This is a genomic window from Mixta tenebrionis (assembly GCF_006517625.1).
In the GTDB taxonomy this organism is placed as follows: Bacteria; Pseudomonadota; Gammaproteobacteria; order Enterobacterales; family Enterobacteriaceae; genus Mixta; species Mixta tenebrionis.
In genome coordinates this window covers 165893-180361 of the sequence record NZ_VHQI01000002.1, presented here as the reverse complement: position 1 = coordinate 180361, position 14469 = coordinate 165893, and the positions used below count along the sequence as shown (strand labels likewise).

Annotated in this window: 17 protein-coding genes; 7 read left to right on the top strand and 10 right to left on the bottom strand. The window is 47.9% G+C overall.

What is annotated here, in order from left to right; all coding sequences use genetic code 11:
• Positions 1–22 precede the first annotated feature (22 nt).
• From FKM52_RS03780 to FKM52_RS03725, 10 genes are all read right to left on the bottom strand, one after another.
• A complete protein-coding gene (locus tag FKM52_RS03780) occupies positions 23–379 on the bottom strand; it encodes a type IV toxin-antitoxin system YeeU family antitoxin (protein WP_141174864.1) in 357 nt (118 codons plus the stop codon).
• 22 nt (positions 380–401) lie between these two features.
• Positions 402–623, bottom strand: coding sequence for a DUF987 domain-containing protein (locus FKM52_RS03775; protein ID WP_000691982.1), 222 nt, complete (start codon positions 621–623; stop codon positions 402–404).
• Positions 607–1116 carry a RadC family protein gene (gene radC, locus FKM52_RS03770; RefSeq protein ID WP_104868305.1) on the bottom strand — a complete coding sequence of 170 codons (510 nt, stop codon included), beginning with the start codon at positions 1114–1116 and terminating at the stop codon, positions 607–609. The genes FKM52_RS03775 and radC overlap by 17 nt, the downstream gene beginning before the upstream one ends.
• Positions 1117–1127: 11 nt before the next feature.
• The gene (locus FKM52_RS03765) at positions 1128–1523 is read right to left on the bottom strand and encodes an antirestriction protein (RefSeq protein WP_181407892.1); all 396 of its coding nucleotides are present in this window, start codon (positions 1521–1523) and stop codon (positions 1128–1130) included.
• 332 nt (positions 1524–1855) lie between these two features.
• Positions 1856–2674, bottom strand: coding sequence for a DUF932 domain-containing protein (locus FKM52_RS03755; protein WP_141174862.1), 819 nt, complete (start codon positions 2672–2674; stop codon positions 1856–1858).
• An 82-nt stretch (positions 2675–2756) separates the two neighbouring features.
• Positions 2757–3098, bottom strand: coding sequence for a hypothetical protein (locus FKM52_RS03750; RefSeq protein ID WP_141174861.1), 342 nt, complete (start codon positions 3096–3098; stop codon positions 2757–2759).
• A gap of 20 nt (positions 3099–3118) precedes the next feature.
• A complete protein-coding gene (locus FKM52_RS03745) occupies positions 3119–3583 on the bottom strand; it encodes a hypothetical protein (RefSeq protein ID WP_141174860.1) in 465 nt (154 codons plus the stop codon).
• A gap of 125 nt (positions 3584–3708) precedes the next feature.
• Entirely contained in the window at positions 3709–3867 is a 159-nt protein-coding gene (locus FKM52_RS03735; RefSeq protein ID WP_141174858.1) for a hypothetical protein, read from the bottom strand.
• 211 nt (positions 3868–4078) lie between these two features.
• Positions 4079–4966, bottom strand: coding sequence for a GTPase family protein (locus FKM52_RS03730; protein WP_141174857.1), 888 nt, complete (start codon positions 4964–4966; stop codon positions 4079–4081).
• Between the two features lie 96 nt (positions 4967–5062).
• Complete coding sequence (locus FKM52_RS03725) at positions 5063–6241, bottom strand: hypothetical protein (protein WP_141174856.1); 1179 nt, start codon at positions 6239–6241, stop codon at positions 5063–5065.
• 1226 nt (positions 6242–7467) lie between these two features.
• Between FKM52_RS03725 and FKM52_RS03720 the strand changes: the two genes are divergently transcribed.
• From FKM52_RS03720 to dndE, 7 genes are all read left to right on the top strand, one after another.
• Entirely contained in the window at positions 7468–8043 is a 576-nt protein-coding gene (locus tag FKM52_RS03720; protein ID WP_141174855.1) for an inovirus-type Gp2 protein, read from the top strand.
• A gap of 102 nt (positions 8044–8145) precedes the next feature.
• A complete protein-coding gene (locus tag FKM52_RS03715) occupies positions 8146–8352 on the top strand; it encodes a helix-turn-helix transcriptional regulator (protein WP_141174854.1) in 207 nt (68 codons plus the stop codon).
• A gap of 262 nt (positions 8353–8614) precedes the next feature.
• On the top strand, positions 8615–9064 hold the full coding sequence (locus tag FKM52_RS03710) for a putative zinc ribbon protein (RefSeq protein WP_246085491.1): 450 nt from the start codon (positions 8615–8617) through the stop codon (positions 9062–9064).
• Positions 9065–9375: 311 nt separating this feature from the next.
• On the top strand, positions 9376–10461 hold the full coding sequence (gene dndB / locus FKM52_RS03705) for a DNA sulfur modification protein DndB (RefSeq protein ID WP_141174853.1): 1086 nt from the start codon (positions 9376–9378) through the stop codon (positions 10459–10461).
• Positions 10458–12092: a DNA phosphorothioation system sulfurtransferase DndC gene (dndC, locus tag FKM52_RS03700; protein ID WP_141174852.1), complete on the top strand. Its 1635-nt coding sequence runs from the start codon at positions 10458–10460 to the stop codon at positions 12090–12092. Before dndB ends, dndC begins: the two co-directional genes overlap by 4 nt.
• A complete protein-coding gene (dndD, locus tag FKM52_RS03695; protein WP_141175199.1) occupies positions 12082–14091 on the top strand; it encodes a DNA sulfur modification protein DndD in 2010 nt (669 codons plus the stop codon). The genes dndC and dndD overlap by 11 nt, the downstream gene beginning before the upstream one ends.
• Positions 14091–14444 (top strand): DNA sulfur modification protein DndE, encoded by a 354-nt coding sequence (gene dndE, locus FKM52_RS03690; protein WP_141174851.1) that lies wholly within the window; start codon positions 14091–14093, stop codon positions 14442–14444. The genes dndD and dndE overlap by 1 nt, the downstream gene beginning before the upstream one ends.
• The last annotated feature ends 25 nt before the right edge of the window (positions 14445–14469 follow it).

Here is a 14469-nt window from a genome sequence, read left to right as displayed (position 1 = left end):
AGTGATGGTTCAGGGAAAGGGATTAACGGGTTACGCTGTTGCCTGGTGTTGGATAAATCGCGATATAGATATAGCCTTGCGAGCCGAGCGAATCGGCCTCACAGGTCAACCCTTTCGCATATAGCGTGACACAATGCTGATGGCGTGGAGTCAGCTCACCGGTGGTAAGCATCAGCTCCATCTGCTTCAGCAGAAGAGGAAACGACTGGTCGAGATGGCGTAAATCCGCATCACTGAATGTTCCGGTGATACTGGACCGGTCAGCCAGATAATGCAGCCGGTTGCCTTCCTGCACCAGTCGTGCGCCAAAGCACGGCGTGATGGTGGGTTTAAGTCCCCACCAAGGTTCGGCAATATCATGGTTTTTGGTGTTTTTCATTTAGGTAATCCTCAGGAATAGATTAATTCAGGGTAACGCTGCGCAATACGACATACGGGCCGTTGCGGTCCTGGCGGCGTTCAGCGAATACGGCCAGTACACCACTGATATCCTGCACTTCCCGACCGGCATAGTGGCAGATACTGCCTGACCACTGATACCGGCCGGTACAGAAGCGAAACAGCCTGGACTGCGGATGCTGACGGTATATCGCCATCGCCTGGCGCTTACTGATGATTTTCATCAAGGCTTATTCCCTGTAACCAGCCGCGTTCGGCAAACGAGGCGATATCCATTCCGCCGATAACCAGGTGGTCCAGCAGACGAATATCGACCAGCTCAAGCGCCTGCTGCAGGCGCTCTGTAATCAGCCGGTCGGCTTTACTCGGTTCTGCCTCACCCGACGGGTGGTTATGCGCAAGAACGACAGCGGCGGCATTATTTTTCAGACCGGATTTAACGACCTCACGTGGATAAACGGTGACAGCGTTGACCGTTCCCAGAAAGAGCGTGTCGTGGGCTATCAGGCGATGCTGGTTATCCAGCCACAGGACGGTGAAGGCTTCACGGTCAAGGGTGGCAAGCTGTAGACGCAGCCAGTCCCGGACCGCCTGACTGGACGTGAATGACGCGCCGGGTTCACGTAGCTGGCACGCCAGCAGGGTTAACGCATCCCTGATAGTCTGCTGTGCGGATGCCGGTAGTGCGGTGGCAAACAATGGTAGCTGTTGTTCCATAGTGGCTGGCCTCAGTCGATGATGTGCATGATGGCGTTGCATTCAGGATGATTCAGCGCGTAATCGCGCAGGCGGTAATAGTGCTTTGTCATGGCATCGCATTCCGTCCGGCAGGCGTGATGGCTGTAAGCCATAAGGCAGACCGCAATCCCTGCCGCTTCGGCGCTGAGTTCACCGCCGTTACCGTTCATGCTGTTAAACAATGACCACTGTTCATCGCTGCCGGCATCGGGAGCCATGAACGCGCCACCGTTGCTGAGTGAGTAAAAATTCCAGATACCGCCGCTGTAATCCGCGCAGAAGCGGTCCATCCAGGCAAAGATTCGCGGCTCAAGGGTTATCCACAGCGGTATGCGGCCAAAGTGCTGCGGCCAGAAGGCGGCACGCTGCTCATCGGGTACGGGCATGCATTTGATGCGGTCTGCATCAGTACGTGGTGAAGTGAGAGATTCAGTCACCGGGCTGGTCAGGGTGAGTATGTTGTTCATTTGGTTTCCTTTGTATTTTGATGTGGGTTGTTGTGAAGAAGTGAAGGACAGAACTGCACATAGCCATCATCATCACAGCGCGAGGGCCAGTGCCCCTCAGGGATGCTTAAGCTGCACAGGCTGAGTTCACCGGGGCGATAAAAGAGATGAGGCGCACAGGTCGTCGTCACAGATGGAGCGGCAACCAGACTGGTGGCTCACGGAACATTAATGTGGCGTGACCTGAATCACGCCATCGGGGATGTGCGGCATTACTTCAGGCTCTCCAGCAGGCTTTCTGCCATCACCCACAGGGCACGGTTAAGCTTCACGTCACCGTCGATACCTTTAACCGCACGGGTGTGGGCCCGTTTACCTTTCGTTGTTCTGCCCGGCAGGCCGCCTTTAATCAGGTTCTCCTGAATGCGCTGGTATGTCGTCCACAGGTCACCGCTTTCGTCCTGCCAGCGGCGCGGAGACAGGACTTGTGTTTCCGTCACCGGCTGGTGCTCTTCACCAAAGCGGTATGTCAGCGCGGCTTTTGCCAGTGCCTGCTGCGCTGGTGGAGGTAATATCAGCGACTGCATGGCGTCGCGTTTCTCTTCCACGCGGTCAAATATCCCCAACACTTCGTAAGCCCCTTCAATAACCTTCTCTACTACGTTGCCTTTATGCGGCACACGCACCTCCCCGAAAGACTCACCGCAAATCAACCCATTTTGACAAACCGATCTGAATAATCCCGGCAACATCTGGTAAGAGCTGGAGCCGTCGTGACTGTTAAGCAGGATGATTTCCGGCACCTGCTTGCCGGTGATCTGTCCTGCGCGGCGAAGTCGCAACATGTGTTTGGTGTGTTCGCGCTTATCGGGATTACGCACTCGGGTCTGGCAGGCAAAGAATGGCTGAAAACCTTCCCGCTGCAGATTATCAAGCAGGGTGATGGTGGGAATGTATGTGTAGCGTTCTGAGCGTGATTCATGTTTTTCCTCGCTGAACACACTGGGCACATAGTGTGCCAGTTCATCACGGGTCAGGGGGCGGTCACGGCGAACCAGGTTCACCGCGCCAAAACGGCTGGCTAAACGCATGGTAGTTTCCTTTCTGAGAGACAAAAGAAAACGCCCCGCTCGGATGAGCAGGGCGTTGGTAAGTGGGGAATTAAAGTAAGTGTTACTGGCTGGTATTAAAGGACCAGGAGCCCTGGTCAGTATCTACTGCAATTTCCAGTATTCTGCAGGCCGACATAAACCCTTTACCGACGAACAGCCGGTCCACTGAATTACCGAATCCCAGCCTGACTGGTTTCCAGGGCATGGCTTCGGCATCCTGGCAGTTGCCACGGTTAACGATAATTTTCTTTATCACCACCGAATCTGACCGGGAAGTGATATTGACCTTGCTGTAAAGTGCCCCCGCATTGCTGGGACCGGCACTTACTGTAAAAGGTGCTTCAGCCGCCACAGCAGAATACGAAACCAGGCCGAGTAGTGCGGCGAGTAATATACGTTTCATCAGCAATTCCTTCAGCGATATCAGCGGGCGAATTCAGCTACACAGGAAGAATCTTTATATGCAGGTAAAGTTTTGCCCGCGCCTTTCAGGGTAAAGGTGGCAGGCTTCACGCCATCGCCGGAGACAGTTACTTGTTTACCTGTGCGTAGTTTGTCCCACATCCAGGCAAAATTATCCGCCCCTACATGACTTGCTGTTTCACTGACGTCAGCGGCCTCTTCCCTGTCAATTTTCACCATGATGCGCTGATTACTGTCCGTGCTGACCTGTCGCCCGGATTCATCAGTAAAAATGAGCATTTCAGGTTTGTCACCGTAGCTGTCGCAGGCCAGGTAAAGCTGTGATTGCCATTTTCCGAGGATGATGTATTCCGCAGTGCCCTGTGCATAGCCGCTGACCCAGGCATCACGGTTGCCAAAAGCCTGAGAGACAACAGGCATCAGAGCTGTAGTCACCAAGGTTGTAATTAAAAGTGCTTTTTTCATGAGCTATTCCTGTCAGAAACCCGCCATATCACCAAGAGTGGTGATAATGAACAGCAGGCAGGCCATAAAGATGATGAGAGTGATGTACCAGCGGGTTGCTTTTCCAAACAGTCGCAGAAGGGTTTTCATGTGCGGTCCTTAGCTATAAGCCAGTACAACAGTCCGGCCAGTATCGGGTCGATAATCAGCCCAAGAATAAACCAGCCCCAGAATGAACGACCGTTACCGGACGCAATAAATCCCAGCAGCAGGGCCAGTCCGACCCACAGAAGAATTAATGGCATATGCCTCCCTGAATACGTGAAGAACCCTGCGATTCATCGCATTGATTTATAATGAATAAAAAGGTGAACAAAACAGTCCCTGAGGGATTCTATAACCTGAAATTGATTGGGGATAATGAATAAACCCGATCGGTTCGATCGACAAAATCGATCGTCATTAAGCAAAATGACTTATCGATACAACCATTCTGGTTGTCCGGCCGAGAGGTGGTTAACTGAAGAAAAATCCCCAGAGAGAACGGGCCGCACGGGCGACGGTATGAGTGACGGCCTGCAGTGCACTACGGGCCATCTGCGGTAAAGGAGCCAAATCAATGATCTGGTCAATTACGTTCACTACGGCATCACCGAAACTACTGCTGGCAGTGCTGATGACAGCTTCCGTGCGATAGCCAGTCTGCAGGTGGGGAACCAGCGGGCTACGGGCCTGCTTTGGGAGCCGGGTTATCATCGCCTCTACCAGACGTGACAGGTGATAACGCCCCCGGACCGAGACCGGCAGAATACCGGCTTCAGTGATCTTTAACTGCCGGGCGACGACTTGTACCTTTTGTGTAATACGTTCAGCCTGCAGTGCCGATGGTTGAGCGGAGGGCCAGTTCCATTGCTCAGCAGGTTCAGTTTTGTCCACTTGATTGAGTACCCATAACACCGGCGGCAGCGGTCCGCAGTACTGCGCGAATACGTCCTGATAAAACTGCTCTTCAACCGCATAAGCCCGGTCATCAGCTTTGAGCACCCACAGCACCATATCGAGCTGCGGCAACAGTTCACGGTAAAGCTCACTATATTCACCGTCCCGGGCCTGACTCTCGCCCACCCCGGGCAAATCGACCAGTGTGAGATAGTGGTTGCCAAAGCGTAGCCGCACACGCTGAGGCTGTCGGGTGCAGGCCTCCACAGCATTGACGGCGCAAATTTCACTGCGGAACAGGGCGTTGCAGAGCGAAGATTTGCCGACGCCAGTCTTCCCCATAATGCCAATTACAGGTTCATACATGACGAGCTGGTTAAGTTCCTTAATTAAATGCTGGCGTAGTGAGCGTGGGTAGCGCCTGAGATGGCGTCGAATAAGGGCATAACCGGAAGGTTTTTTCATGATAATTTCCAGAAAGCAAAAAGGCCATCCGGATGGATGGCCTATTGAAGTTAAATGGAAGGAAGTTCAGTAAGGTGATATATGACTGTAATTTTTTTAAAATGAATGCTTTTTCAGATGCCGGAGATGTTCTTCCATATTGGACGGCATTATTTCATCAAATAAAACACCACCACTTTCCAGAGAAGAATTTTCATTCTCTTTAGCCGATATTTCCCCTGGTGGTATGATATTTTTCAGCTTGTTACGTTGATTTTGTAACCGGGATTTTTTCGCATTCTTTTTTAACTTCCTTTTTTCCCTTTTCTCCGCATTTAGATAGGTAAACTCTGTCGAGCTTGAAAGGCTGCGAACACCAGGGATAGCATTATATATTTGAGACTGGAGGCGAATAAATCTTAGATAACCTTTGCGATTATTTCCCTCAGAAAACCCATTAGTGTTTTTTGTTAAAATTAAAGTGATATCATCCGGAACTGCTCGACATGACTCCAGAAAAGCCTGTGACGACAAAACAAACAACCTGTCATTATTTTCAATCTCAGGACGGGAGGCATTTTCAAAAAGACAATAATAAACTCTTTCATGCTGACGATTTTTCTTTTCTCCTGAATCAATCCATTTGTCATAAATATCCAATGGGATATTACCGTCAACAATATTATCTTTATTTTTTCTGAAAAAGAAATTCACAAGATAATAAGGTTCAAACTTATCGTTGATTAAAATGAGTCTTGAATACCCACAAGCAACTTCGTACAGGCGATCTGATATGATTTTTTTCTTTAATATCGTAAAACGCCGTCTCAGTTCGTTAAGTGCCTGGGGGAAGAGCTCATATTGTTTTACCTTGGCTCGTATTTTTTCCTCACCCTGCCAGTTGTCAGGCAGACAGAAAGCAAGCGTAAGCATTTCAATCGGGCGAGATTTTTTATCCATCTCATGGTAATGCGTGGTCAGATACGTAAGTGCCTGTCCCTTATCATTAATGGATGAAGCCAGTAGTTTTTTGTTCTTATTTGTTATTTGTTCACTCTTTATTTCTTTTTTGTCACGGAAACGGGCATGAGGTTTGGCAAACTCTCTGTTACCACTGACTGCCTGCTCTTTGTACATCAAAGTAAGAAGGTCATGGATTTCGCAGGGAAGTTTTTTTCCTGAAAAAAGAAAAAAACTGTACTGTGCGTCTACCTCTCCCCAGTTTTTCTGGGGTTTCTCATAAGCCCGATCTTCACGTCGTAAGTCAAATACCCGAAAGTCATCCCACATACTCATAGCTTCCCGCTTTTCCTCTGATGAATTTTTACCATGAAATGTTGACGCTGTGCGGCAAATGCAGAAAGACGTCTGGATGTCTTTTTGCAGTTAGATTTTTATCACCAGCAGTAGTTTTATTACCATATTTTCATGGTTTTTTAATGTCTATATCATGGTTTTTTATTTTAAATCAATCTCTGCGTCCCTTGAATATACTGGATTCTTAGCAGTTTAATGGGGTACTCAGCTATCCATTACCGGATGTATGCTAAAGAACATGACAAGAACCAAGGGCACGTGTTTGCTGGCAGGACAAACTTAGCACCCGTGTTAGCTGAAAATCCGTGGCTAACCCCTATCGGTGACTATCAGGAATAACTGTTCCCAGGAAATAACATTCCTGTCTACTGTACACACCGATACTCAGGAGCCCACGCTTCCTGCACATCAAAACTATCTTAGGGATGCAGAGGAGCACAATTTGCCAGTGTAACCAGTACATTAACCGCACTATCTCTCCAGGCATTCAGCATTTTTTACATCCTGCTTTTATTATACGAAACTTGATTTTACAAAGGTTGGCACTGGCATAACGATTGCGCCAATACAAATAACAAGAGGTAGAACACACACCCTTCTGCATCCCTTTTGGCGAGGTGATATGCGATGTGGAAAAGATAAGTGAGCGTAATGAACGGTATATTCGGAGAGAATTAACATTAGCGACAACAACGTGTCTTTAACGTTACGCCTGTACGGAGACTCCAGTAATTCGCGGTGATGTTAATCGAACATATCTGGTTTAACCCCTACCGATAAACCAAGCGTATCTGTAGCCATACATCACGCTTGAAGAAAAGTAGCCGAATGAGGATTAAAACCTTAAAATAAATTAATTTAGGTTATTAGTGTTATTTTATAAAGAAGCATTTTCCCCACCAGTAACACCATCCAACAAGACATTCACTCGGCAAGATATTTACCCGCAGAGTCTAGCCGCATAACTTCAACGTGATTAATCTCATCACCCGTCTGATCCTGATGCGCTTATGCTAAATAATAGTCCCAGGTATTACCCCTGAGGATTACATGAACAATATCTCCCTTTATGCTGATCAAGCAATGCAGTTTGTATGAGCTGTAGCTATTAGCAGGAGCCTACCCGATAAACTGATTCATTCCATGCAGTAAAAAATAATAATTTTCTGTAATCCCATGACTACTTTTCATCACGGGATAACATCATGCTCCACAATACCAACCGAAACCACGTACCTGACAATACTCTACAGAACGTATTATTCGATCATCAGAAGGAGTTATTCGAACGGTTTTCAAAACTACTCATGTTACGTATTGATTTTGCCTATCGTAAAGACAGCGAGTCGTTTAAATCTGCTGATGTTAATCAACTGGTCGCGGATATGATCTGGTTAACTGAGCAAAGCGCATATATATCAGGGCTGGTAGGTTATGCCTGGGTACTGGAATATGGAGAAGATCACCGTTACCACATCCATGCTGCGTTTTATATTAATGGTCAACGTCACAGTAAGGTCTGGGCTTTTTGGGAAGCGATAAGAGCACTATGGGAGGACATAACGGATGAAGAAGGCTATGCGCATAGGTGTGAGCCTAAGGGGCATTACCGTGTGCGGGGAGAGCGCGTGGTGAGTTTTACCGACAGCAAAGGACGAGAAGGAATGGAATTTATTCTGAGCTACTTGGGGAAACAGTCCCAACGCACAGCGCACCGGATCTACAGAGTCAGCACTGTCCCGGCACCAGTAGTCAGTGGCAGGCGGCGTAAGCTGAGCTGACGCCCATCCGGTAAAAAAATACGTCGGCCAGTTATCGTTTGAAGAAGTCTGCATCATCCAGTTACCCGGCTTCTTCTCCCATATACTCAAGGAGAAAAAACGATGACCACACCCACCAGCCTTCTCAACGATAAGTTTGTCGATATGGAATTTATCACTAAGCTCACCGGCTTAACGGACAAATATTTCTATAAGCTCATTAAAGACGGCAGGTTCCCAAAGCAGATTAAGCTGGGCAGAAGCTCCCGGTGGCTTGAAAGCGAAGTGGAAGCCTGGTTGCAGCAACGTATCACTGACTCCAGGGGCTGACCCATGCACACCACGACAATTCCTCCACGCTGGATATGTGACAAATGCAGACGCCAGTTCTGCGGTGTGATGCCCTGTCCGTACTGCTACCGGATGGCTCTGTCCACCGCTACGGCATTTCGCTGAAACCATTTGTCTGATTTAACCCACGTCTTATTCCCATACCCCTGACCTCATTTCATTTAATTCCGGATACCGCATGCATGTCTGCCCTTCACGGGAAGGATGACGCCTGCGCGTCGTCCGGCAAAGGACCATTATTATGACGATTCACAATTTGCAATTTCGCATCATTCGTACCACCCTGAACCATGTGGGCAAAGTCATTCATACCAGAGATTTAACACCTCGCTCACGGGGAATCTGGTATTGCCGTTCCTGCAATAATCCCTTGCGGCTACGCTGGACGCATGACAGCGGCGGCTATTTTGAACATAACCTGGAAGAAACTGAAGAACTTAGGTTAAGGCATTGCGAGTATCAGGTCATTCCCCAGGAGAAACCAGTATCAGCTTTTGAGCAGGCAGTGAATGCACTGATGGAACGTGATGACACACCATCTACAGGCCCCTCAAAAAAGGATTATTTCTGCGTGCTCTGTCAGCATGAATATTACGGCCTCCGGGGCTGTCCGGAATGCAGGCAGCATATCTACAGTACGGAAATGAAACTCTTTGATATTCTCACTGTTCCTGAAAAATTTGCGAAATGACAATGTCTCACACCAACCTCACCTTCATGGAAGAGGAACATATTTCAACTCCAAACTTGACCACCCGCTAAAAGTGAACATTAAGATCAGTCCCCAGCACGCATAACGTGTTCATTATCAATAGAGCGTCAGTCCCAAAAGCCATTAATTACAGTATGGAAAAGACAGATATAACCTATTGCTTTGTTTTATCGCAATATTTTTGACAAAATCAAAAATTGTACGCAAATTTTCACGTACCACTATAATTTTTATCGCACATTACGTAAAATATTGCGTATCGAATTCATGAAATTTTTACGGATTATAGCATGGCTAGTATTGATGCAGATTACTGCTATTCGTTTCCAGCTATACGTGGTATCCAGGCTGGTCGTCCTTTCTACATCGCCACATGCCCGATGCGCATCATACCCAAAATATTCAGCTTTGATGAAAATGACGTCCCTCCTGAGCTACGCGCACAACGCACGCTGAATAAATCACGCATCCCCGAAATGGTGCGTTATCTGCTGGAGAATCCAAAAGATTATGTGTTTTCAGCTCTGACAGCGTCCATTGCGGTTGACGTTCAGTTTGATGAGTTTCCCAACTCCAACAACCTGGGGACGTTACGCGTGCCAATGGATGCACAAATTCTGATCAACGACGGTCAGCATCGCCGTAAAGCGATTGAAGACGCTCTGGATGCTCGCCCGGAGCTGGGCCAGGATAATATTCCGGTGTTGTTCTTTGTTGATGAAGGCTTAAAGCGTAGCCAGCAGATGTTCGCCGATCTGAATAAATACGCCATTCGCCCCAGCCCGTCGCTGGCGTCTCTATACGATCATCGCGATGCCAGTTCAAATCTGGCACGTTACCTGGCGATGTCCATAGAGCCGTTTGTTGGGATGACAGAACTGGAAAAATCTGGCATCAGTCAGCGGTCGAATAAGTTATTTACGTTGAGCAGCATCAAGCAGGCTACCCGCGCATTGTTGGGTAAAGATCCCAAAGAGAACAACTTTGAGGAATGCACCCAAATTGCTACCCAATATTGGCAAGCTATTTTTAGCGTGATGCCGGATTGGCAGTTAGCGGCTAAAAAAGAGGTTTCACCGGTTCAGTTACGACAAGATTATATTCACGCTCATGGCATTGGATTGCAGGCACTTGGGCAACTGGGATATACCCTGTTAACGGGTTATCCTGAGCAATGGCCTGAGAAAATAGCTGCACTTAAAACTTTTAACTGGCGCAGAAACAACCCGGATCTCGTCAAACGTGCGATGCAACACGGCAAACTGAGTAAAACCAGTACGGCGATCCAGCTCACCTGTAATGCGCTAAAAACCGCGCTCTCAATCCCCCTCACTCCTGAAGAACAGGAGCTTGAAGCTCAAATGGTTGTCTCATGAGTAAATTAGTTCAGGCCTACGATTTGGCCGAATACGAAGATTTTATTAATCAGGAGCAGTTCGCTGGACGCCCTCTGGCCGAATATGTTGCTGAAGTTCAAAGAATTTATTGTGCGGATAAGCGTCCGTGGGTAATTGGCTATAGCGGTGGGAAAGATTCTTCCGCCGTGATCACGCTGGTGTATCTGGCCCTGCTCGGCCTGCCCCCGGAAATGCGCAGCAAAGATGTATTTGTGGTGTCATCCGATACGCTGGTCGAAACGCCAGTGGTAGTAGATTTAATTAAAAAAACAATGTTGCAGATTGAAGCAGGCGCAAAGCGTAATGGCCTGCCGATCACTCAACATGCGGTAACGCCTAAAACTAATGAAACCTTCTGGGTCAATTTATTGGGGAAAGGTTATCCGGCCCCAACCCGTAGTTTTCGCTGGTGTACCGAGCGTATGAAAATCAATCCGGTGAGCGACTTTATTAAAGATAAGGTCAGCCAGTTTGATGAAGTGATTGTTGTCCTCGGCTCACGTAGTAGCGAAAGTGCCTCCCGTGCGCAGGTCATCGCAAAGCACAAAATTGATGGCTCACGCCTGGCCCGGCATACCACACTGGCAAATGCGTTTATCTATACCCCTATTGATACTTGGGATGTAGAAGACGTCTGGAAACTTCTGCGCGGCGCGTTCCGCTATGCTCCTGAAGATATCGACGAATGGGAAAGCCCGTGGGGTGGAAACAACCGTCCTCTGTGGACGCTGTATATGGACTCTTCCGCGCAGGGTGAGTGTCCCTTGGTGATCGACGAAAGTACCCCCTCTTGCGGGAACTCTCGCTTTGGCTGCTGGACCTGTACCGTAGTCACCAAAGATAAAGCGATGGAAAGTCTGATCAAAAATGGCGAAGAGTGGATGTCGCCATTGCTGAAATATCGTGATCTACTGGCTTTTACCACCGATCCGGTGAATAAAGACACCTATCGCAACTATAAACGCCGCACCGGTAAGGTGAGCTATCAGTACGCTAAAGACGGCGAAGATCGCAATGCAGAGCGTAAGCATGTTCCTGGCCCTTACTGGCTCAAATACCGCCAGCAGTGGTTAAAAGACTTACTGGAAATTGAGCGTGATTTAAACGCTCAAGGCCACACGATTACGTTAATTACCCAGCCGGAGCTGCACGCTATCCGTCAGGAGTGGTTGAAAGATCCTAACGAGCCAGACTGGTACGATACATTGCCGGGGATTTACCGCGAGGTATATCAGCAGGATCTGAATTGGGTAGTTGACGATCAGTCTCGCTTTGATGCCAGCGATGCTGATTTGCTGGTACAAATAACGCAAAGGTTTGATGTAGTACCTGAAATGGTAATGAAACTAATCGAGCTGGAAACCTCGATGGAAGGGTTAAGTCGTCGTCAGGGGATTTTTGACAAGCTCGGCACAATTTTGAAGCAGGACTGGGGCAGCCTGGAAGAGATTCAGCAGCAACAGGCAACGCTGCAAAAACGCAACGATCGGGATATTCATCAGGACGAGGTGGATAAGCTAGAAGCTGAACTCCAGACGTTACAGCGCAGAATTATCGATGCGGGCGAATCGTCTGTGCTTATCGATGAGGAAAATGAACGTGCTCATTAAGCAATTAGTATTACATAATTTTCGCGTATTTTGCGGCACACACACCATCGATCTGGCTCCCAGAAAGCGTCCGCATGAAGTAAACCCTCGCCCGATTGTTCTATTTGGTGGTTTAAATGGTGCAGGGAAAACATCTATTTTGTCGGCAATTCGGCTGGCACTATATGGGCGTTTAGCGTTTGGCTCGGCAATGCAGCAGCAGGAGTATGTTGAACAACTCGGTGCAATGGTGCACAACGGGACATATACAGCAGAGCGTCCGGATGAGGCCGCAGTAGAACTGACCTTTACCTACAACCAAAACGGCCATGAGACTGAATTCACCGTCACGCGTAGCTGGAAGAAAGGAAAGAAAGATCGTATCTCTTTGCAGCAGGACGGACAACTGCGTAGTGAACTCAGTTATGACCAATGTCAGGGGTTTTTGAATGAATTAATTCCTCACGGTGTTGCCGATCTTTTCTTTTTTGATGGAGAGAAAATTGCAGAGCTGGCGGAAGATGAATCCGGCAATATTCTGCGTACAGCGGTGCGTCGTTTGTTGGGACTGGATCTGATCGCCAGACTGCAAAATGACCTGATGATTTTTGTCAAACGCCAGCAAACCGCCCAGTTGGCTGGCTCCCAGCAACAGCAGGTTGAAGCACTTGAGGCAAAGATTAAAACGCTTGCCGGTCAGGCGGAGAAATTGCTGGAAGAGGCCGATTTCGTCAACTCGCGGATTGAATTTTTATCCCAAGACATTATTCGCCATGAGGGATTGTTAAATGCGCAAGGCGGTGCATTTGCCCAGACCAAAGCACAGGAAAAACAGAAAGTTGAAACGCTGTTAAAAGAAAAAGAGCGTCTGGAAAAAGCGTTACGGCAAGAATGTGATGGATCGCTGCCCTATGCGCTAGCGCCTAATACGTTGTCGCGGTTGCTGGAAAAAATTGCCAATGAAGCACAGATCAAGCAAGCGAAAATTTTTGAGGCGGAGTTAAATCAATTTTTAACTCAACTCAAAAATGATATCGCGTTCCGTTCCAGCAGTGAGAGCAATACCAGAGCCATTGCTACCGAAGCGATTACCAATAATTTGGACGCATATATGGCAGCCAAACCAAAAGGTGATTTGCTGTTTGATATTTCTGAACGTGAAGCCGGTATGCTCCAGCAGTCCATTGAGCAGGACAGCAAAAAAGCATGGCAGCGTTTTGATATGTACCGCCATCAATTAGCGGATATTGAACAACAACTGGAGCAGGCCGCTGCTAATATTGCTCGCGCCCCGGAAGACGAGCAATTAATGGATCTTTTTGCAGCATTACGCGATCTCGATCATAAACGTGAAAAACAACGGCAAAAATATCGCTCGCTGCTGGAAGAGGCTAAACGGACGAAACAGCAGCAACTGGACTGTGTTCGCCAGGTACAGAAAGCACATGACATCACCCGTAGCCAACATGGTCTTAGCAGTGCGTTTAAAAATGCGCAGGAGACCATTAACCTGCTCGATTACTACAGCGATGTGTTAACGCAGGCGCGAGTGAAAAAGTTATCCGCTAACTTTGAAATTGCCTACCATAAGCTGGCTCGTAAAGAGGATTTACAGCTTAATGCGCACATAAATCCACAAACATTTGATGTTGAACTGGTGGATGAAAAGGGTTCGGTGATTAATCGTAAGCTGCTTTCTGCGGGTGAAAAGCAGATTTATGCAATCGCTATTCTTGAGGCGCTGGCAAAAACCTCTGGGCGTGATTTCCCGGTGATTATTGATACACCGTTAGGCCGTCTGGATTCTCAGCACCGGGATAAGTTGATTAATCATTATTTCCCGGAGGCCAGTCATCAGGTTGTGTTGCTATCCACCGATACTGAAGTGGACGAGCGTTATTTCGTCGATCGGCTGCGTGATGATATTTCTCATGCTTATGAGATTGTGTTTAATGCGCATACCAAATCATCTGCGCTGAAACCCGGTTATTTCTGGGAACTAACCAAGGAGGCTGTCTGATGCTCCCGAATCGAATGGTACTTAGTCGTCAGACTGAAGACCAGCTTAAAAAGCTAAAAGGATATACGGGGATTACGCCCAATATCGCGGCTCGACTGGCATTTTTCCGCTCGGTGGAGAGTGAGTTTCGTTATTCACCAGAGAATGATAATAGGAGATTGGATGGTGCGATGACGCTGGATAAAATTACGTGGTTGGGTGATACACTCCAAGCTACAGAGTTGGTACTAAAGATGTTATATCCAAAACTAGAGCAGAAAGCATTGATTAAAGCATGGGCTGCACATGTTGAGGATGGAATCGCAGCGCTAAGGAATTATCGCAATTTAAAAGATTTCTCTAATGGCATTTAGTTAAGGCAAAGCGCCACTCTTCTAC